Here is a 19,239-nt window from a genome sequence, read left to right as displayed (position 1 = left end):
ACTCTAATACAAATTAATTTTTGAGTGTTTTTAATGAATCGTAATTACTTGGTTATTGTGGGCTTTGCTGTTTTAGCGGCATTTCAATCCAGTGCTGTATTGGCTTTCGACTTCGACTTAAAATCGGTACGAACCACTATTTCAAATCCAAGCACTAGCCACGCGCTAATATACGATGACTTGGCGGGGAGTAATCAAAAAACACTGTTTTCGTTAGAGCCCATAAATAACCAGCGTGTGGGTGTGTTTTTTGATATTAACGACATTGAAATTGGCTACTCAGCCGATATTTTTGAAGATGATATTGAAACAAAAACACAAGATATACTGCTCTCGTATAGAAAATTTAAAAATTCTAAAATCACATTTAACTATCAAACGCTTGAAGGGCTGCAAAGCACGGCTAGCAATTTAAGCGGCAATCAAACGGATCAAATTTTCTCGCAAAATACACGTTCAACCAAGTTTGAGCTATCTGGCCAACACAACTTTTATACCTTCAATAATAAAGAGTCTTTGTTTGGGCATTTTTTTCTTAATAGGCCAAAGCTAAGTAACAAATTTGATATGTCGTTAAGTATTGTTGGCGCTTGGTCTTTCAAGCATGTATCTCTTGAGAACAAAGATAATATTGTGTTTCAGGCTGATTTTTTAAATTCACCTGTGCCACAGATCACTAAATTAATTTCTAATTCTTATGGGGCGAGTATTGGCTCGCTTTTATCATTTTCGTTACCGCATAATGTTCACGTATTTGCTGAATACAAAGTAGGTAAAGGGTATATTCAAAACACAACCCCTGGGCTGGGGTTAAAAGATTCGGGCGCCAAAAAAGTTGAAGCATACAGCGGTGGAATTTCTTGGACTTCTGACAATAAAAAACTTATGGTCGTACTACGCGCGTGGGAGCAAACAGGCCGGCATATAAATACTTCTTTTGGTGATTTGTCAGTAATTAAGTTTTTTTAGTATTGATCACTGAAATAGTAAATTTACCAGGAATACTATGAGTAAGAATAACGCAGTACCTCAGGCTTATGTGAAGCAAGAGGAAGGTTACCGAATTAAAGCCTTAAGATTGTACCCTTGGGTATGTGGGCGTTGTGCCCGTGAGTTTGAGTACTCTAATTTACGTGAGTTAACGGTGCATCATATAGATCATAACCATAGTAATAATCCAGAGGATGGCAGTAACTGGGAGTTATTGTGTATTTATTGCCACGACAATGAGCACAATAAATACCACGAACATATTATGTATGGCGGGTCGACTACAGAGCGAAAAGTTGAGGCTGCAACGCATTCTCCATTTGCCGATTTAAAAGCGATGCTTAATAAATCAAAGTAGCTACTATGATTTCAACTGTTTGGATAAAAACAAGGTTGTTACATCAGCTACTTTAATAAGTGACAGTTTATCTGCATGGCTCCATGAAATTTTTGAGCCAACACTTTCACAACAAATAACACCTAGCGGTTTGTTATCAATAAAGTAGATGTAATCAAGCAAGGAGTAAATGTTTGATGGTTCAAAATAAACCTTGGTTAAGTTTTTAGTGATTTCGTGGTTTCTCGCATCTGATGCGTCTAATACTTTATGCTCTAAAATATAGTCAAAGTATGCAGGAAAATCTTCAGCTTTTAAAACTGCATTACTTACTATCTCATTTTTTTCATCAAGGCAAATTAAGCTATTAATGGCAGTATAGTCGTGATTAAACAACCAGAGACTGACTCTGTCGGCATTTGAAATTAACTTTTTTAGCTCATTGCATATCTGTTTTAGCTTACGTTCACTCGTAATGTTTGGGTTACTAACTTTAACTGCTAAATTTTTGAGATTTGAGTTTTTTGGATTATAAACATTGAGCAAGCTATTTAAATGATCTTTATTAAATGGCTTCGTTAAATAGCCATCCATACCAATATTCAAATAGTGTTCAATATCTGGTTTCATGGTGTTGGCTGTCATGGCAATAATTGGCGTTGTTTTATCTGTTTGTTGCTCTCTAATTATCTTAGTGGCTTGCACTCCATCCATCACTGGCATTTGAATGTCCATAAAAATTAAATCAACATGGTTGGCAAAAAAGTAATCAACGCATTCTTTGCCATTTTCGGTAAATATTACTTTCGCATTATGAGCTTGTAGCATTTTACTTACGACAACTTGATTTACTTTATTGTCTTCGGCAACCAAAATAGTGCACCCTTGTAAATCGGTTATTTCTTTATTTGGTTTTAATAATTCATCGAGTTCTGATGTTTCAAAGCTTTGTTGGTAAATAAATACAGAACCTTTATCTTCTTTACTCGTGAAGTTGATTTTGCCATTCATTAAATCACTTAGCTTGGTGCAAATGGAAAGGCCAAGGCCCGTGCCCCCGTACTTTCTAGATGTAGATGAATCTGCCTGATGAAACTCTTGAAATAAATTTTGCTGTGCAGCTTTACTAATACCAATACCCGTATCGATTATTTCAAATACAATATTTTGCGTGTTTAAGAGGTTCTCCTTTACAGTGACTTTAAACTCTACCTGGCCTTGTTGTGTAAATTTAATCGCATTTGAGCATAAGTTATTTAAAATTTGAGAAACTCTGACAGGGTCGCCTTTTAGGGTTGTAGCGATATTTTTATCTATAGATGGAATAAATTTTATGCCTTTATCTGTGGCTTGTTTCATTAGTGGATTAATTACATTGTTAATGACTTCGCTCAAGTTAAAGTTAATATTCTCAATATTTAATTTACCCGCTTCAATTTTTGAAAAGTCTAAAATGTCATTTACAATATTTGAGAGTATATTCGCGGAGCTTAAAATACTCTTTAAGGCGTTATCTTTTTCTATATTTGAAGTTTCTGCTAGTCCAAACTCAGCTAAATTTAAAATGCCGTGCAGCGGGGTTCTTAGCTCGTGCGACATATTTGCTAAAAATCGACCTTTTAGAGTGTTAGCTGTGTCAGCTTCTTTTTTTAGTTCTTCAAGATTTTTATTATGTATTTGTTGTTGTTTTAATGCAGTGGCCAGCTTTCTGTTGTTTAACCTGAGCTCAAGTTGTGCAATAACTTCTTTGCCAAGTATTTTCAGTGCGTTAATTTGTGTTTGAGTTAGCTTTTTTGGCTGGTCGCTGATAACACATAATGTACCAATTGTGCTGCCACTAGGTGTAACTAGCGGTGTGCCCGCATAAAACCGAATGTTTGGATCGCTGGTTACTAGAGGGTTATCATAAAAACGTTCATCAAGTAGAGCGTTTTGTATTTCAAATACTTGGTCTTGCAGTATTGTATGAGAGCAAAATGCGATATCTCTTTCGGTGGAGTCTACATCGATACCATACTTTGATTTAAACCACTGCCTTTGTGGATCAACTAAGCTTATAAGTGATATGGGGGCTTCACAAATATCAGAAGCAAGTTGAGTTAAATCATCAAATACTTTTTCGGCTTCAGTATCTAATATTTCATACTCGTAAAGGGCCTTTAATCTAGATTCTTCGTCAGCTGGTATTTGTGCTTTTATCATAGTAATGCTCAATATTTATATAGATTCACTATAAGAGTAATTTAGTGATAATGACAACTTTAACATGTAGAACCGGCTAAAAAAAAGACATTGCATTTTGCTACTCTATTATTACTTTTTTGAAATGTTTTTTCTATTGTGACTAATATTGGTTTTTAAACTCGTATTTTAAAATCTGCTCTAAATACTTAAAAGTAACTTTGCTAAGGTTTTTAGCTAGGTAAGCTTTTATTAAAAAGGCCGAATCCCATTTAATGATTCGGCCTTTTTAAGATTTAGGTTAATAACAATAAGAGTTATTTTTTCTTTTCGCTTGGTGCTGGTTGGCCATAATTAGGTGAACGAGGTCCATATAATAAGCCGTTGTAAACATCTGAAGAAAGTAAGCGTGTTGAAGTCATTGCTGCGATTTCAAAGCCTTTATCGGTTACCGTTTCAGCAATTTGATTGATTGCTGCAATAACAAGCATACCTACAAGGCCACCACCGCCATTACTTTGTTGTTCAGCTGAAGAGGCTCTTGCTTTGCCTTGCCATAATTGCTCGCCAGTGCGTAAATCAACTAGTGAGGCTGACACAGTTACAGCTGTTTCGCTAGAAATTACAACATAGCTAGTGCCGTATTCTTCAATAGTGATGTAAAGCGCAGAATCTGCACCAAAAATTTCATGTAATTTATTCGCCGGTACTTGGTGTACGTCGCTTGCAACAGTGAGGCCATTACCTTTAAAGGTTTGATCAACTAAAGCAACAGGAAAAACATAAAAACCCGACTCAGCTATAGGCGCGACCATTTGAGTCATCACACTGTATGGTGCAATTACTTCAGGTGTATTATTTAGCGGAGGTAAAATAATAACTGAGTGAGGGTCTGCTTGTTTAAATGCTGTGTAGTCATGTGCTGGTGGAGGTGAAACACAACCAGCGAGTAATGCGACTAATGCGATCGCTGTGTATGATTTTAAATTAAGCATATTAAGCGCCTTTCGCAGATTTTAGAAGGAAGTCGATGTAATGAACTGATTCTGGAAAAAGTGATTTCTCAGTTTCGAAGTGAGTAGTGCCTAATGAAGGATTACCCGTTTCAAAGTACAGCATACCTAGGTGAGCATGTAAGCCAGGTGCAACATTCTTACTTTTGTTTGCGGCATCGGCAATAATTTGCTCAAGCATACTAATTTGCTCTTCGGCTGTTACGTCATCTGCTTTTAAATAGGCGTATACGGCAGTGCTATAGTCGCCGTAATAGTAAATAGGTTCTTTCGTTGAGTTACAACCCGTTAGGGCTATACAAACAAATGCTAAGGTAATTAGCTTTTTCATTATTTATTGCCCCATTGGCCAGCTTCAAGACCAGTAACTAACTTGTTAACGACTTCGCGAATAGCTAGGTCAAGTACTTTGCCATTTAATGTGGCATCGTATGAAGCTGTGCTACCAAAACCAATAACTTCACGTTCTGATAGGCTGTATTCACCAGCACCTTGCACTGAATAAATAACTTCTGATGTAGTAACATCAACAACATTAAGCGTTACTTTAGCATAAGCAATTTGCGATTTACCTTTACCCAATAAACCAAAAAGCTGGCGATCGCCAATGGCTTTACGGCCAAACTCTGTTACATCACCAGTTACAACAAATTTAGCACCGCTAAGAACTTGTTTTGTACCTGTTAACTTTGCCTCTTCCGCAAGGGCTGCCATATTGTCGCGATCAAGCACACTAAAGCGATTTGTTTGTTGTAAGTGGCTCATTAGTGTTGTTTTTGCTTGGCTACCTAAACGGTCTTGGCCTGATGCAAATATACCATTTTGAAAGCTCGAACGGTTTACAAACTGACCTACGACTAGTTTGCTTTTTGCACCTGAGTAGGTTGTGTTATAGCTAGCAACAGTTGGTGTTTCTATTACTTTTGATGATGTTGTAGCACACCCAGCTAAAGACGAAGCTGTAATTGCAGCGATTACAATTGTTTTAATGTGGCTTTGGTTAATTCGCATAAATTTTTGTCCATATAGATAATTGCAGAAGTTTTTATTGATAGGCGCTTGGTTTTTATACTTATAAGTCAATTACTTATTTCAAGAGTCCATTCAACCTACTTTATAAACAAAAGTTGATGTAAATACAATGTTATTTATGTTTTATACAGATACACACAATAAAAAAGAATAAATGTTTTGTAATAACAATGCTAATTCATTAGTTTTTAAATTATTGAAAGCCTTTTTCTATAGTTGATATACAAGGAGATTTATTGCGCGCTGAGTTGTTAATTAGTAATTTTATTCAATTAACTGTAATTTTTAAAACCAATCGGCTGCAACTTGTAGTGGAGTAGGGTCGCCTTTTTTAGATACCCAAAACACTAAGGCTTGCTTTGTTGGCGATATTTTTTTAACGCGAGGCAGGGTTAAGTCAGTTAATGATAATTGCTGCTTGGTCTGCATGTCATTTTGCTCGTAGCCAATAACAACAAAGTCGTGTTTTAACTTATGGCCTGCGTTTTCGCCGCTGTGTATTTGTGTTTCTATACCAAAGCCTAACAGAGCTACATGGGCTATTAAGTTTTGGTCAGTATTATCTTCGATATTAACAGTATCGTATTCGAGATTAATTTTACTGTTGTTTATAGTCGCTTTTAAATTACCTAAATAACGGGCTTTAGCTACAGGAATAGCTTGTTTATAAAACCAACCTTGCCACCCGTTGCCGTTAACCATAAATCCTGGAGTAGCTACAATCCTACTTTTACCAAGTGCCTTATAAGTGCGTTGTCTTTTACTAAAAACAGCAGAGGCAAACGGGTCTTTCCAACCCAAATAATTCCAATAAGTAACATGAAAATTAATAGGGATTAAATCAGTCCATAGTTTTTCATCATCTGTAAACGTTGAAATCCAGCGCTCTGCTGGTGGGCAACTACTGCAACCTTGCGATGTGTAAAGCTCTAAAAAGGTAGTCGGATTAGCTGTACTGGAAATAGTTACTTGCTCAGCAGCTTGGCTTTGAAAGCAAAAAATTTATTAACCCAACAAGTGAGATTAAAAATGGATGGGATAGTGCTTTAAAAGGCATGTTACTTCTCGCAAAGGCTGATATTGCATTCAGCCTAAATGATATTTACGAATGAAGTATCACGAAATACTCACAATTAAATCACGTTTTAACTGTGTATTTTATTTAGCTGCTCAATTATTGAAATACTTTACATGACTAAATTTTATTTTTAGGAAATATTATACTTAATTTGATGGTTTGTTAGTTAAAAGCGTCAACCTTTAGTGTGTAAGTGTTTTTTTTATATAGAGGTTATCAAATTTTGAGTTTTTATTTAGTTATTGGCAATAAAAGTTGCGATATTTATCAAGGCTATATTTACCTAATAAATATTATGCTAATTAGTTTTTTAGCCTTTTTTATCTAGAAATAAGGGGGGAGTGAGTTGTTTTAGGAAGTATCGCTTCGTTTTATTATTTTAATTAAGTTAATTATTTGTGTTTTATTTTTTTTATTGTTCTGATAAGTGGTACGGTATTGTGTTGCTTAAGTTGCTATCCTGTTGTTTTATTTGACTTTTAATTGTTGCCTTTAAGTGTCATTTAGTTAAAATAAGGTTTCAGTATAACTTTTTATTGGGTCAAAACACCCGGTTTTAGTTTAAACGGATGTTTGATTTACTAAAAATCAGTAAATTTCAAAAGGATTTATTAAATGAAAAAGACAAAGTGCTTTGCATTGTGTTTAATCGCAACCTCTATTTTAACTGCGTGTGGCAGTGATAAAGACCCATCTAGTACTAGTGAAACACCTAAAGTAGTAGCCAATACAGCACCTTCAGTAAATGCAGGAGCTGACCTTATCGTAGATGAAAATCAATCTATTTCATTTACAGGAACAGCTGAAGACTCAACCGGTACAATAGTAAGCTATGCATGGCAGCAAACCTCTGGGATTGATTTAGAGCTTAGCGGCTTAGATACAAGCACCCTTTCTTTTACAGCGCCAGAAGTAGATGAAGAGCAAGTTGTTGTATTTGAATTAGTTGCTACTGATGATGGTGGTTTGACTGCATCTGACTCTATTTCAATTACTATTAAAAATGTACTAGTAGAACCAACATTGAGCTTAAACGAAAGAGTCACTGTTGAAGAAAATACAGAAGTAGAAATTACAAGCATAGTAGAAGATTCTAATGGCTCAATAGTGTCGTATGCTTGGCAACAAACTGACGGCATTATCATTGAAATTGATAACTTAACTAATAATTCTTTAAAATTTATTGCTCCAGAAGTTGATTTTGATACAACGTTAACTTTTGACTTAACAGTGACAGATAATGATGGTCAAACAGCTACAAGTAGTGTTTTTGTTGATGTGACTAATGTTGCCGCAAGTGTTATGTCTATACCTGGTGGTAGTGAAAATATTGTTATAGATGGGCAAACCGTTGAAGCAGCGCTGAATGAAGTATTAGTACATTTAAACGATGATGTTACAGAAGCTGAATTAGAAGCTGTTTTTGATGAGATTAGTAATAATGATGCTGGAATCGCAAGTTTTGATGATGCATTAAAAGTATTACAGATAAGAGTTAGAGAAGGCGCTTCTGAAAATAGCTTGATAACAAAAATTGGGGAAATGGGTGGCGTTAGGCATGCAGGTTTAAATACTGTTATAGAGTCAAAAAACTTAAGTCTGATTAGTAATTATAGTCATGTAATCAAAAATAAAAACACTGTAATACAATATATTGCAGAGGAAAGCACTGATGAGTCTCTTTTTTCTGGAGATTATTGGGTTAAAGCTGTAGCCGCAGATAAAGCATGGGATGCATTACAAGAACGTACTTTAGCGCCAGTGACATTAGGTGTTGTTGATACCGGTATAGGTGCAGGACAAATTAGCATTGAAAGTTCTCGCTTAACTCGTCTTCGCGCACAAGATAATGGCCAATTTGGTGTTGTTGAAGGTGATGATACAGAAACTGATAGTTCTCATGGGTTGTGGGTATCTAGCTTTATTGCAGGACATAACACGAGTGAAGGCAGTGCTGTGTATGGTGTTGATCACAGTGCCAACTTAATACATACCGATATTTATGTTAAGCGTTGTAAGGATGGATCAACTACTGAAGAGTGTTCATCTGAATCTCCTATTAAAACTTATATAACAGATTTAATAGCAGGAACTAAGGCGACTATAGATAGCGGTGCGAGCATTGTAAATATATCTTGGGGTGATACAAGCACTTGTGCTGACGACTCACAAGTTAGATTAAAAAGTAATAGAAATTGGCGTCTACAACAAACTAACTTAGTGGAATACGCAAAAGAAAAAGATGTATTACTAGTTTATTCGGCTGGTAATAACTGTGAAAAAAATGATGATCAACTTTTAGTTGATATCAATGATATCGCCCAAGATGCTTGGCAAACAAATACATTGATTGTAGCGGCAACAGATGCAGATGATAAAGAAACTGATTTTACACGTATGGGTAACGTCGTAAATATTGCGGCTCCTGGTGATCAAATGGGGTGGGGGAATACTGATGGTAGCTTAGGCGTAGGTACATCATTTTCAGCCGCTTTAGTAACAGGCTCTGCAGGGATTGTGAAAGGAATTAATAGTTCATTAAAAGCAGCGGAGATTAAAGATATTTTAGTTGCTACATCTTCTAATTTAACGCTTTCTGAAGAGTCAAAAGCTCTAGGCACAACCGGTCCTACGCAGTTACTAAATATTCACTCTGTAATACAAACAGCCGATTTAACTGTTGATTCTGTTTTAGATGTTAAGGCTCCAATTGCTTTATCTAAAGGGGATAAAACTACTTCGCAGTTAAGCTTTACCTTACCTGAAACTACTGTGACAGCAATTGATGTCATGTTTTTAATTGATGTTAGCGGTAGTTATACTGATGATATAGCCAGCTTAAAAGAGCAAGCTGACAATATATTAGAAAACTTATCTGGTCGTGGAATTAATGTTGCTTTTGGGGTTTCTGCCTTCTCAGACTTTCCTATTGATGGATACGGCCATGAATACGATGGTGATGAAGCGTTCTATTTATTACAGTCGGTGACTACAGATATAGATGCCGCAAAAACAGGAATCAATAATTTAACCATTTATTCAGGTAATGATTATCAAGAATCACAGTTAGAAGGTTTGTACCAAGCTGTAACTGGAGCTGGTAGAGATATAGACAACGATGGAAATTATACTAGTTTAGGTGATATTGAACCTATGAATATTGGTTGGCGTGAAGGTGCTTTAAAAGTTATTTTATTAGCGACAGACGCGCCATTTCATGATTCAGATATAGATGAGAATTACCCGGGTGCGGGCAAAACTGAGGTCATCAATGTATTACAAGAAAAAGGTGTGACTGTATTTGGATTGCAAAGCGGCTCAATTGGCTTAGCTACAGATGATTTAGATTCAATTGTGTTAGCTACCAAAGGACAAACATTTTTATTGTCGTATGATAGTAACGAAATTGCAGCGGCTATTTCTTCAGCTCTTGATGAGGCTTTAAAAGAAATCGATCTCTCAATTGAAGTGATTTCAGGAGAGCAGTGGGTTGAAACTATTACCCCTGTATTAATTGAGAACGTTAAACCAAATGAAGAAGTGACCTTTGAAATTAATTTGAAAGGGATTAAAAATGCCTCTCTTGAGGAATTAAATTACGAAGTGATACTTTGGATAAGAGGTGATGGTAGCGCAGTTGTAAGAAGGGTTGTAATTCCTATTACAGTTCCAACTTTAGCCGATTAATTTAGACAAAATTAAATGATTAATAAAGCCGATATTGAGCGTTGCTCAATATCGGCTTTTTATTTAATGGGCCAAATATGAGTAGTGCTAATACTTGCCATGCTTTTAGTTTGTTGCTTCTGCAATTAATTTTTAAGCATATTACTTCTTACAAAAGTTTATTTTTTCTTTAGCATAAGTGATATTTACGAATGAAGTATCACGAAATACTCACAATTAAATCACGTTTTAACTGTGTATTTTACTTAGTTAAAACTCAATTTGAACACCCGCTCAAGTTGTGCTTTAATCGTTGCTCAATTATTGAGGAACTTTACATGATTAAATTTTATTTTCACCATACTCCTAACCCAATGAAGGTTGCGCTCTTTTTAGAAGAAACAGGCTTACCGTTTGAACTTGTTCCTCTTGATACTTTAAAAGGTGAGCAACATACACCTGAATTTAAAGCAATTAATCCAAACGCTAAAGCGCCAGCAATTGTTGATGGTGAAACGCGTGTGTTCGATTCGAATGCTATTTTAATGTACCTTTCTGAAAAGTATGGGAAGCTTGAAGGCAAGAGCGATGACCGCGCTGAAATGCTGTCGTGGTTAATGTTTATCGCATCGGGTTTAGGTCCGTATTCAGGGCAAAGTGTACACTTTAGACACATGGCGCCAGAAGGGCTTGATTACGCGGTTAATCGTTATTTACGTGAAGCGCAGCGCCATTACGAAGTACTTGATACTCACCTTGAAGGTCGTGACTTTATAGTGGGTGATACATATACCATTGCTGATGTATCTGCATGGGGCTGGATTGATAAAGCACCGGTTGTACTAGGTGAAGAGGGCTTAGCGCCGTACCCAAATCTTAAGCGTTGGTTTGAAAGCATTGATAGCCGCCCAGCGGTTGCACGTGCACGCGCAATTGGTACTGATATAGCCTTTAAAAAAGAGTTTGATGAAGACGCTAAAAAAGCGTTTTTTCCTTCAAACTACCCAAAAGTATAAAAAGTAATTAGTACTAAACAGCAGATCAGTTAGCTGATCTGCTTATTGTATTTTATTGCTGTGTGAGCGGTTCTTTATTTTCGTCTGACTCAAACAAGCTAACTTCTTGTGTATGCTGCCTTACGCTATTTCTTTTTAGGGCGATGTATAAGTCTGAGTGAATATATATACCTTCTTTTCCAGACTTCATTCCTGCAATATCAAACCACGAAAGTAACTGACGTTTTCTACCTGCAAGCTCAAGCCTTATATCACGCTTTTTAAATATAACGTCGAGATCTGCAAGCATCGCCATTACGCTTAAATCTAAATGAGTAAAGCAGGGCACAGCGTCAATTATTACACATTGAGTGTCGTCTTTTTGCCTTGCATATTACTCAAGTAATCTGCGTTTAAAGTAGCTGGCATTAAAGTAAGTTAAAGGTGAATTAAAGCGGTAAATAAACACGCCTTGCACTGCTTTTGCTTTATCTGTGGCGTCTAAACTTCTTACTACACCGTTAACATCTACGCCGAGAATATTGTCGGTTGGGCGCATAACAGTGCGAATAAATTGAAATAACCCCAGTAATACAGCAAGTGTGATCCCTGGTATAACGCCAATAAATAACACCGCAAGTAAGGTGGCTGAGGCGAGATAAAATGCCTGTTTGTCTTTTCGTTTTAATTGCCAAACAGCTTTTAAATCGAGTAAGTGTACAGAGGCAATAATAAGTACAATACCTAGCGCTGCGCTTGGAATAAATTCAAGTGGGGCTGTTAAAAATACAGCTATGACAGCAATAATGGCCGCTGCTATTATTGATACTAACTGTGTTTTACCACCTGCTGCATCGTTAACAGCGGTGCGTGAGTCGGCGCCACTGACGGCAAAACCTTGCGAAAGAGCTGACGCTATATTGGCAATACCTAACGCTCTAAATTCTTTATCGGCGTCTATGTCGTAGCCATTTTTAGCAGCAAAGCTGCGGGCAGTTAGCATCATACTAACAAAGCTCACGATGGCTAAGTTAAGTGCGGGTACCACCAGCTCACGAATAATCCCTAAATCAAAAACAGGGGTATTAAAAACGGGAAGCCCGCCAGTTACGGTGCCAATGGTTTTTATATCAAATTGTTTTAAATCGAAAATCCATACCAAAAGCGCACTAAAAGCAATAGCAAACATAGATGCAGGCCACGTGGGCTTTATCCGTTTCATGGCAAAATAGACCGCCAGTGTAAACAAAGCCATTAATAAGGTGGGAACATGTGTTTGCGCTAGGTATGTGGGCACACCACCGAGGCGTTCAAGTAAGTAGCGCTCATCAAAAGTAAAACCAAATACTTTAGAAAATTGACCAACAATAATAGTGATAGCTACGCCGTTTAGTAAGCCCAATAAAATAGGTTTAGATAAAAAGTCGGCTAATACACCTAACTTAAATTTACTGGCTATAAAGCACCAAAAGCCGGTCATAGCGGTCATGGTGACAACAAGTTGCCAATGCTTAAAGCTGTCACCTGCAGCAAGAGGTGTTACTACAGCGGCAATAACGGCGCAAGTTGCGGCATCAGGGCCGACTATTAATTGTTTTGAAGTACCAAAAAGTGCATATAGCATCATTGGCAGTATGCAAGAGTATAACCCTACGGCGGCGTTAACACCGGTTAGTTGTGCGTAAGCAATGGCAACAGGTAAAGCCACTGCCGCTACTGATAGCGCCGCCCTTACATCATCAGCAAACCATTGGCGTTCATAGTGCAGCAATGTATTTAAACCGGGCATAAAATTATATAAACGCGACAGCACTTTAGTTTTCCTGCTAATAGTTACAACGTTTTGATAGTAAATTTAATATTCAAATAAGTATAGCTAGGACGGCGGTTATTTTAATAAATTGCAGGTGATTATTTATCAAGATATTAAATTTATAATTTGGCAAAAAAGTGAAAATTGAATTTTCCTGAGGTGTCTTTTAATCAGCTTATGTGCGTAGTATTAATGTACTGATATTGAGCCCTCAGGAAATCACTAAATCTAAAATCTAATTTTAAATTTTTTAAGATTATTTAGCACCACATGCCGGATATAACTCAAGTACTTCTGTTACTACTTGTCCAAATAAAGCTTGTTCTTGCTGTGTTAAATCTATAGCAGGAATAAATGGCATTGTGTCTGTTAATTCCGAGGTAATGATTTGATAAAAGGTCATCGCTGTAAGGACATTCCCAGCATAGGATGCATGATTACCGTCGGCACTATGAAGGTTTATACTAGGCATTATTTCTAATACTCGATTCCATACAAAGCCAACAGGCGCTATGCAGCTAGGTTGTTTTTGACTGATTGCTAAATGGAGGTCGTAAACCTGCTTTGCTTCTGCGGGATCCCCTTTTTGAGGATGCTCTGGAAATAAAATAGGTGTAATTTTATGCTCTTTTGCGTTCGAGATTACTCGCTCAGTTGCACTTGTAGGGTAGTCAGTCGAACCTGATTGTGAGTACTTTTGGCCTTGAAAAATTGCATGACTCCAGTTATCACTTTTTAATTTATCGACATTTGCATCTACTGCGACTATTTCATCTAAAAATCGACCACTAACAGTCGTTATTTTGACTAAAGTGCTAGGTAACTGGTTTGTAATAATTATTTCTAATAAGCCCCCTAACTGTGAACTATGGCTATTACCATAGATAATTATTTTGTAGTCACTTAAGGGACTGTTATTAATAACCGCTTTTGATTGTGGTATTTCAATACTTTCAGCCTCTTTTGTTTTACTTCCCCCAGAGCCGCATGCTGTTAATAATAGTAATGATAATGTGATTGATATTGTTGTTATGTATTTTAGAGACATTGTTAATCCTTTTTTAGTACCAATTATAAGTACAGCTTTAGAATGCTAGACATTTTATAACCAAGCTGCAAGGTTGCTGGTTTTTAGTGCAATGTATGGTGCTTAGTTTGTGCGCTAAAAGTGAAGTGCGGGAGGTTGGTATTGTTTAAGCGGTATCTAAATTTTAGTTTGGAGTATTATTCAATGATAATTTTATTGCTTTAAATATTTAGTTATAAAAATTGTGCGATGTTTTAACACAAGTGCCACTTTTTTGTAGACGTAAAAAAGCCTGCATAAAAGCAGGCTTTAGTTTCTAGGGAAAATTAAAATTTAGCGCGAATACCAAAGCTGTAACGGCGATCCGCTTCAGTGTACTTCCAAGCACCACCTAGTTCAGATAGGTAAATAGAAGGCTCACCCGTTAAGTTGGTCGCATTACCTACTAAGGTCACGTTTTCGTTAATATCCCAGCTTGCAGAGAAGTCTAACTGACCTCTGTCGTCACGGTAGTTATTACCGTAAACAGTACCTTCTGCTGAAATACTGCCGTCTGAGTTAATATTTTCTACACGTTTCTCGTTTTCAGTATCTAAGAAACTGTCACGGTAGTTATAAGCTAGACGAGTAGAGAAACCTTCGTACTCCCAAAATACTTGTAAGTTATACGTATTTTTAGAAATATCTAATAACGGGTTACCGTTTGGTTGCTCGCTGTCTGCGTATGTGTAGTTTGCGTTAATGCCTAAGCCAGAAAATGCACCAGGTAGGTCTGTAAAGAACTGTTGATAACCAACTTCAAAGCCTTGTACTGAGCCGTTTTCACCGTTTACATTTTTAACAGTATCGATACCCGTTAGTCCTGCGTCACGTAAGCCTGCTACATGGTTAAAGCCATCAGCATCTACTGGGAAGTCAGTTGCATCCGAGTAAACTAGGTTATCTTGTGAAACACCTGCAACGTCAAGCTGACATACTTGGTTCCATTGAGTTACGTTTTGGCCTGTTGAAGTGCTTGATGCAGCTACACAGCTACTTTCGTTACTTAAGAAAGATTCAACATCTTTATAAAATACTGCGAAAGAAATTACGTTACCTTGGTCAAAGTAATGCTCTACAGATAAGTCGTATTGCGTTGCACGATATGGTTCTAAATCAATAGAGCCTTGCGTTGCACCTGTAATGTCGTTATTAACGTCAAATGCAGGGCTTAGTTCGCTAAAGTCAGCGCGGCGCATAACTTTTGCAGCAGCAAAGCGGAATAATGTTTCGTCTGAGTAGTTATACGTTACGTTTAAGCTTGGTAAAAAGTCGCTGTAGTCATTGTCGCCAGTTACTTTTTCGCCATTAAGAAATACGCTTGATTCTAAATCTGTAGTTACATAACGACCACCCACAATTGCAGTGATGTTATCAAAGTCTAAGTAGGCTGATATATACACGGCAGCTGTATCTTCAACTACGTTACGGTATGCGCTTTCTTGGAACTCTTGGTTATCTGAAAGACTACCTGCTGACGCTAAGTTAGTACCTGCAAGTAACTGCTGAAGTTGAGCGTAAGTATTGGCCGGGTTAGATAAACCGTTGTAGCTTAAAAAGGTTAGTAGGTCATTTTGTCCCGAATGACCTAGTTGGTCAAATGAGTTGTCGTGGCTAACTGTTGTAAAGCTATTTGAAAAAGCAGCGTTGTAGTCATCAACCCATAAAGTGGCTAACGAACCGTCTGAGTCGTTAAATGCATTTTTATAAATGTCTTTAATTTCTACTTTGTATTGCTCATATTCGTAATCGCGGTTAGTAACACGTACACCCGCTTTTACTTTAGATACCCAGCTTAAGCTGCTGAGTGGCTCAAACATTTCAACATCAAAACGAATAGCTGTTTCGTCATTGTCTGTTCTTCTATCTTCACTTTTAAACGTACGAAGTGCTAAGTTTTGTGGGTCAGTAAATGCATTAGGATCTGAATGAATGATGCTTGGTAATTTATTACCGTCCTGAGAGAATGCACCATCATATAAATGATTTGTTAGCTGAGTTCCGCCACTTGCTTCAAATGTTGATTTTTCGATTGGGCGAAGTGTAAATTCAGAATCAGGTCTTACGCTTTCTGATGATGCTACCGCAATTTCACCAGAGATTTTGATGCTGTCAGTAAGGTTCCACTCTGCACCAAGTGCATTTGAAAACGAGTCAGTTTCACGAAAGTCACTGTATGTTTTAGGAATACCAAATTCGTTTGTTAACGTGTAATTGTTTACGCCGTTAGCATCTTGAGTTGTATTTGCATCTGTTGATAACGAACCTGCGACACCTAAAATAGAGTTACCAGCTTGTTCACCTGAGCGCTTTGTGCCGCTTAAATCAAGATACACCATGCCATTACCAGATTGTGGTGCCCATTGAAGAGATAAATTTACAGCAGTTCGTTTACGTTGTTCTACATATTGTTCAACACTGTGCTCGTCTCTTACGATAGCGTTGCCACTAGGTGTATTACCTTCTTGGCCATTAATTTCTATATCTTGAGGTTTAACACGGCTAGATGTTTCATCTTGGCGAATTTCGCGATCTTGGAATGAAAACATAGCAATGGCACCAAAGGTACCCATTTCATCAAAGTCCCAGTTGTTACCAATTGAACCACTAAAAATAGGAGCTACATTTTCTGTTTTATCAGCGTATTCGCCATCTAATGAAACTGCGCCAGTTAGTTTATCTAACTCTAATGGGCGAACTGTCTTTAAACTAACTGTTCCGCCTAATGCACCCTCAATCATATCGGCAGTAGGAGACTTAACTACTTCTACTGTTTTTAAGAAGCTTGATGGGTAATCTTGCAAGCTAATGCCGTCACGAGAGTCACCAATAGTAGAGCGACCATTTAATTCAACACGGTTTTGAGGTAAGCCACGAATCGAAACACTGTCACCCACACCAAAATCGGTATTAATAGATACGCCAGTAATACGTTGCAACGCTTCTGCAATATTATTATCTGGTAACTTACCAATGTCTTCAGCAACAATTGCATCTACAATACGTCCGTCAGTACGCTTAAGCATAGCGGCGGCTTTCATACTGCCTAGCATGCCTTTTACTTCAATAACTTCAATGTCTGCAGCTGCCGTTTCTGAAGCTGCGGGAGCCTCTTGCGCTGCAATATTTGAAGAAGCCATTAGTAAAAGGGCTGCGGCACTGATTGCTGTAGAGCTACTTCTTTTATGCTTATTAATTAATGTTGAAGTAATTTGATTGAGTTTCATGTATCTCTCCCGTTTGGGTACGACTTGCGTCATTGTGTGTGTGTTTCTACCTGGTTTGGTTAACCAATTTAACTATTTCTTTCCTGTATTGTGTCATACAGGTGGTATGGTTGAAATTAATCCAATTCAACTTTATTTACAACCTTTGTTTACCAAAATTTCAAAATGTGTATTACAAAAGCTTCTTTTATTTTTCTTATATTTAATAAATTTAAAGGCTTATAGTGTGTTTTTATTTTTTGTATTTTGAATGAATTTTATTGAAGTATCTTTACCAAAGGCATTTTTATATATTATTTGTACTATTTAATACATTTGTTAGTACTATTTTTAAATTTTATGCCGTACTTTTATACGTGTTTAGTTTACTTTTCAAGTGATATTGACTTGGAAGAGCGACCATTAAAAGTTCTAAATGATTTATAAATTTGCGAAATAGTGGAGAGGTTAAAATAATTAAAAATCATTTTGGTAATACCAATTTTCTATTGTTTTTATATTGATTTTGTACTAGCTGGGGTGGGGGCGATACACTAGGTAGCGATAAATAGATTTTTACGCAAAAAAAAGCCCAGCATAATAATGCTGGGCTTTCTTACTTTAGATGTATTAGCTCTGTAATTCGCCTGTAGATGATTCTAAATGTGCTCGTATGAACCACTGAAATTGCTCTAAATCGGCTAGTTGGCTGGTGATCATATCTTCAGAGACCGGATCTAGCTCAGAAAGAGTCTCGATTGCTTTGCGGTGATCGGCATTAACGCCGTTATATACTTTATCAAGCGCAGCCAAATGCTCGGTGACTAGGCCTTTGCCTACAGAGTATTCGTCCCAAGTACGGCGATCTACAATTGATTTTGGTGTGCCAACAGGTACTGCACCGAGTGTCGCAATTCGCTCTGCAATTGTATCTGTCATTTCGCGTACAATGTCTACTTGCGGGTCTATCATTTCATGTACGCCAATAAAGTTAGGTCCCACTACGTTCCAGTGAATATGCTTTAAAGTAAGCTGTAAATCTATCAATGCAACCATGCGGTTATCTAGCGTAGCTATTGTTTTTTGAGCTGATTCGTCACTCATACCTGGCGCGGTAAATTTAGTTGTTTTGTTTGATTCGTTATTGTTACTCATAATTTCTCCTACTTAACTAATGTGTTGCTCATATAATGTGTTGCGTGATGAGCGTGACTTAAACTTAATAAAGCAACTGCTATGCCGTAAGTTGATTTATTTAAAAAGTAATTTAAAAACATGTGGTTATATTTTAAATTAAGGTTTTTAAGGCTGCAGAGGAGATTGGGTTTTTGAAAAGCCTGCATATATTTGTAAAATATGCAGACTTCGATTTAGTTACTCTTAGATGTATTTAAACGTTGGCTATATATTCGTGCGCTTTTAAAACATCGAGCGGCACTATTTCTAATGATTTTTTATTTGTAGCCTCAAGTACCACTGGTGGCGCAACGTTTGCTGAAATAGCATGAAGCCATCTTACTGCACACAAGCACCATTTATCACCGGCTTTTAAACCTTCAAAATCGTAAAGAGGGTTCGGGCTTATTAAATCGTTACCTTGTGATTTTGAAAATTGTAAAAACTCATCAGTCATAATTGCACACACACTGTGATTGCCAAGATCTGATTCTGGTACATAACAAAACCCTTCACGTGTGTAGCCACCATTACCGCAACATAGTTTTAAGCGTGTGCCGAGTACATTAAATTGATTCGCCATGAAATACCTTAATTAGTGGTGTTTAATAAATTTACTCTATCAGGAGTAACTCGCTTGAGATAGCTATAAAACTTAAAAGAGGGAAGGGCTACACAAACTTAAG

13 protein-coding genes and 1 pseudogene are annotated in these 19,239 nt (G+C 37.1%); 4 read left to right on the top strand and 10 right to left on the bottom strand.

What is annotated here, in order from left to right:
• Nucleotides 1–33: 33 nt before the first annotated feature.
• Both I6F10_RS00620 and I6F10_RS00615 read left to right on the top strand, forming a co-directional pair.
• Nucleotides 34–969: a hypothetical protein gene (locus tag I6F10_RS00620; protein ID WP_165743137.1), complete on the top strand. Its 936-nt coding sequence runs from the start codon at nucleotides 34–36 to the stop codon at nucleotides 967–969.
• A gap of 37 nt (nucleotides 970–1,006) precedes the next feature.
• Entirely contained in the window at nucleotides 1,007–1,348 is a 342-nt protein-coding gene (locus I6F10_RS00615; protein ID WP_024604747.1) for a YajD family HNH nuclease, read from the top strand.
• 3 nt (nucleotides 1,349–1,351) lie between these two features.
• Here I6F10_RS00615 and I6F10_RS00610 read toward each other — a convergent pair whose 3' ends face one another.
• The 5 genes from I6F10_RS00610 to I6F10_RS00590 all read right to left on the bottom strand — a co-directional run bounded on the left by I6F10_RS00610 (nucleotide 1,352) and on the right by I6F10_RS00590 (nucleotide 6,432).
• Nucleotides 1,352–3,529: a GAF domain-containing hybrid sensor histidine kinase/response regulator gene (locus I6F10_RS00610; RefSeq protein WP_165743138.1), complete on the bottom strand. Its 2,178-nt coding sequence runs from the start codon at nucleotides 3,527–3,529 to the stop codon at nucleotides 1,352–1,354.
• A gap of 296 nt (nucleotides 3,530–3,825) precedes the next feature.
• The gene (locus tag I6F10_RS00605; protein ID WP_165743139.1) at nucleotides 3,826–4,503 is read right to left on the bottom strand and encodes a DUF799 domain-containing protein; all 678 of its coding nucleotides are present in this window, start codon (nucleotides 4,501–4,503) and stop codon (nucleotides 3,826–3,828) included.
• A 1-nt stretch (nucleotide 4,504) separates the two neighbouring features.
• Nucleotides 4,505–4,852 (bottom strand): DUF4810 domain-containing protein, encoded by a 348-nt coding sequence (locus I6F10_RS00600; RefSeq protein ID WP_008165258.1) that lies wholly within the window; start codon nucleotides 4,850–4,852, stop codon nucleotides 4,505–4,507.
• A complete protein-coding gene (locus I6F10_RS00595) occupies nucleotides 4,852–5,532 on the bottom strand; it encodes a CsgG/HfaB family protein (RefSeq protein WP_076923668.1) in 681 nt (226 codons plus the stop codon). The genes I6F10_RS00600 and I6F10_RS00595 overlap by 1 nt, the downstream gene beginning before the upstream one ends.
• 306 nt (nucleotides 5,533–5,838) lie before the next feature.
• Nucleotides 5,839–6,432 (bottom strand): DUF1223 domain-containing protein, encoded by a 594-nt coding sequence (locus I6F10_RS00590; RefSeq protein ID WP_331461815.1) that lies wholly within the window; start codon nucleotides 6,430–6,432, stop codon nucleotides 5,839–5,841.
• An 814-nt stretch (nucleotides 6,433–7,246) separates the two neighbouring features.
• On the opposite strand from I6F10_RS00590, the gene I6F10_RS00585 reads away from it, so the two are divergent.
• Both I6F10_RS00585 and I6F10_RS00580 read left to right on the top strand, forming a co-directional pair.
• Nucleotides 7,247–10,318 carry a PKD domain-containing protein gene (locus tag I6F10_RS00585; RefSeq protein WP_197098182.1) on the top strand — a complete coding sequence of 1,024 codons (3,072 nt, stop codon included), beginning with the start codon at nucleotides 7,247–7,249 and terminating at the stop codon, nucleotides 10,316–10,318.
• 317 nt (nucleotides 10,319–10,635) lie between these two features.
• A complete protein-coding gene (locus tag I6F10_RS00580) occupies nucleotides 10,636–11,313 on the top strand; it encodes a glutathione S-transferase family protein (protein WP_165743141.1) in 678 nt (225 codons plus the stop codon).
• Nucleotides 11,314–11,365: 52 nt separating this feature from the next.
• On the opposite strand, the pseudogene I6F10_RS00575 reads toward I6F10_RS00580, so the two are convergent.
• The 5 genes and pseudogenes from I6F10_RS00575 to I6F10_RS00555 form a co-directional block, all read right to left on the bottom strand.
• Nucleotides 11,366–13,105 (bottom strand): annotated as a pseudogene (locus I6F10_RS00575) (SulP family inorganic anion transporter).
• Between the two features lie 256 nt (nucleotides 13,106–13,361).
• Nucleotides 13,362–14,153, bottom strand: a complete 792-nt coding sequence (locus tag I6F10_RS00570) for a hypothetical protein (RefSeq protein WP_197098180.1) — start codon at nucleotides 14,151–14,153, stop codon at nucleotides 13,362–13,364.
• A 305-nt stretch (nucleotides 14,154–14,458) separates the two neighbouring features.
• Nucleotides 14,459–17,398, bottom strand: coding sequence for a TonB-dependent receptor (locus I6F10_RS00565; protein ID WP_197098178.1), 2,940 nt, complete (start codon nucleotides 17,396–17,398; stop codon nucleotides 14,459–14,461).
• 609 nt (nucleotides 17,399–18,007) lie between these two features.
• Nucleotides 18,008–18,532 (bottom strand): DNA starvation/stationary phase protection protein Dps, encoded by a 525-nt coding sequence (dps, locus tag I6F10_RS00560; RefSeq protein WP_024595435.1) that lies wholly within the window; start codon nucleotides 18,530–18,532, stop codon nucleotides 18,008–18,010.
• Between the two features lie 235 nt (nucleotides 18,533–18,767).
• A complete protein-coding gene (locus I6F10_RS00555) occupies nucleotides 18,768–19,136 on the bottom strand; it encodes a DUF2237 family protein (RefSeq protein WP_024605487.1) in 369 nt (122 codons plus the stop codon).
• Between the last annotated feature and the right edge of the window lie 103 nt (nucleotides 19,137–19,239).

Origin of the sequence: Pseudoalteromonas sp. SWYJZ98 (assembly GCF_015864495.1) — a bacterium.
Lineage (GTDB): Bacteria > Pseudomonadota > Gammaproteobacteria > Enterobacterales > Alteromonadaceae > Pseudoalteromonas > Pseudoalteromonas distincta.
This window is presented reverse-complemented; position numbering and strand designations above follow the sequence as displayed.

Bases quoted from the DNA above. Each gene is read 5' to 3' on its own strand.
- I6F10_RS00620 (WP_165743137.1), top strand. From the start codon at position 34: ATGAATCGTAATTACTTGGTTATTGTGGGCTTTGCTGTTTTAGCGGCA.
- I6F10_RS00615 (WP_024604747.1), top strand. From the start codon at position 1,007: ATGAGTAAGAATAACGCAGTACCTCAGGCTTATGTGAAGCAAGAGGAA.
- I6F10_RS00610 (WP_165743138.1), bottom strand. From the start codon at position 3,529: ATGATAAAAGCACAAATACCAGCTGACGAAGAATCTAGATTAAAGGCC.
- I6F10_RS00605 (WP_165743139.1), bottom strand. From the start codon at position 4,503: ATGCTTAATTTAAAATCATACACAGCGATCGCATTAGTCGCATTACTC.
- I6F10_RS00600 (WP_008165258.1), bottom strand. From the start codon at position 4,852: ATGAAAAAGCTAATTACCTTAGCATTTGTTTGTATAGCCCTAACGGGT.
- I6F10_RS00595 (WP_076923668.1), bottom strand. From the start codon at position 5,532: ATGCGAATTAACCAAAGCCACATTAAAACAATTGTAATCGCTGCAATT.
- I6F10_RS00585 (WP_197098182.1), top strand. From the start codon at position 7,247: ATGAAAAAGACAAAGTGCTTTGCATTGTGTTTAATCGCAACCTCTATT.
- I6F10_RS00580 (WP_165743141.1), top strand. From the start codon at position 10,636: ATGATTAAATTTTATTTTCACCATACTCCTAACCCAATGAAGGTTGCG.
- I6F10_RS00570 (WP_197098180.1), bottom strand. From the start codon at position 14,153: ATGTCTCTAAAATACATAACAACAATATCAATCACATTATCATTACTA.
- I6F10_RS00565 (WP_197098178.1), bottom strand. From the start codon at position 17,398: ATGAAACTCAATCAAATTACTTCAACATTAATTAATAAGCATAAAAGA.
- dps (WP_024595435.1), bottom strand. From the start codon at position 18,532: ATGAGTAACAATAACGAATCAAACAAAACAACTAAATTTACCGCGCCA.
- I6F10_RS00555 (WP_024605487.1), bottom strand. From the start codon at position 19,136: ATGGCGAATCAATTTAATGTACTCGGCACACGCTTAAAACTATGTTGC.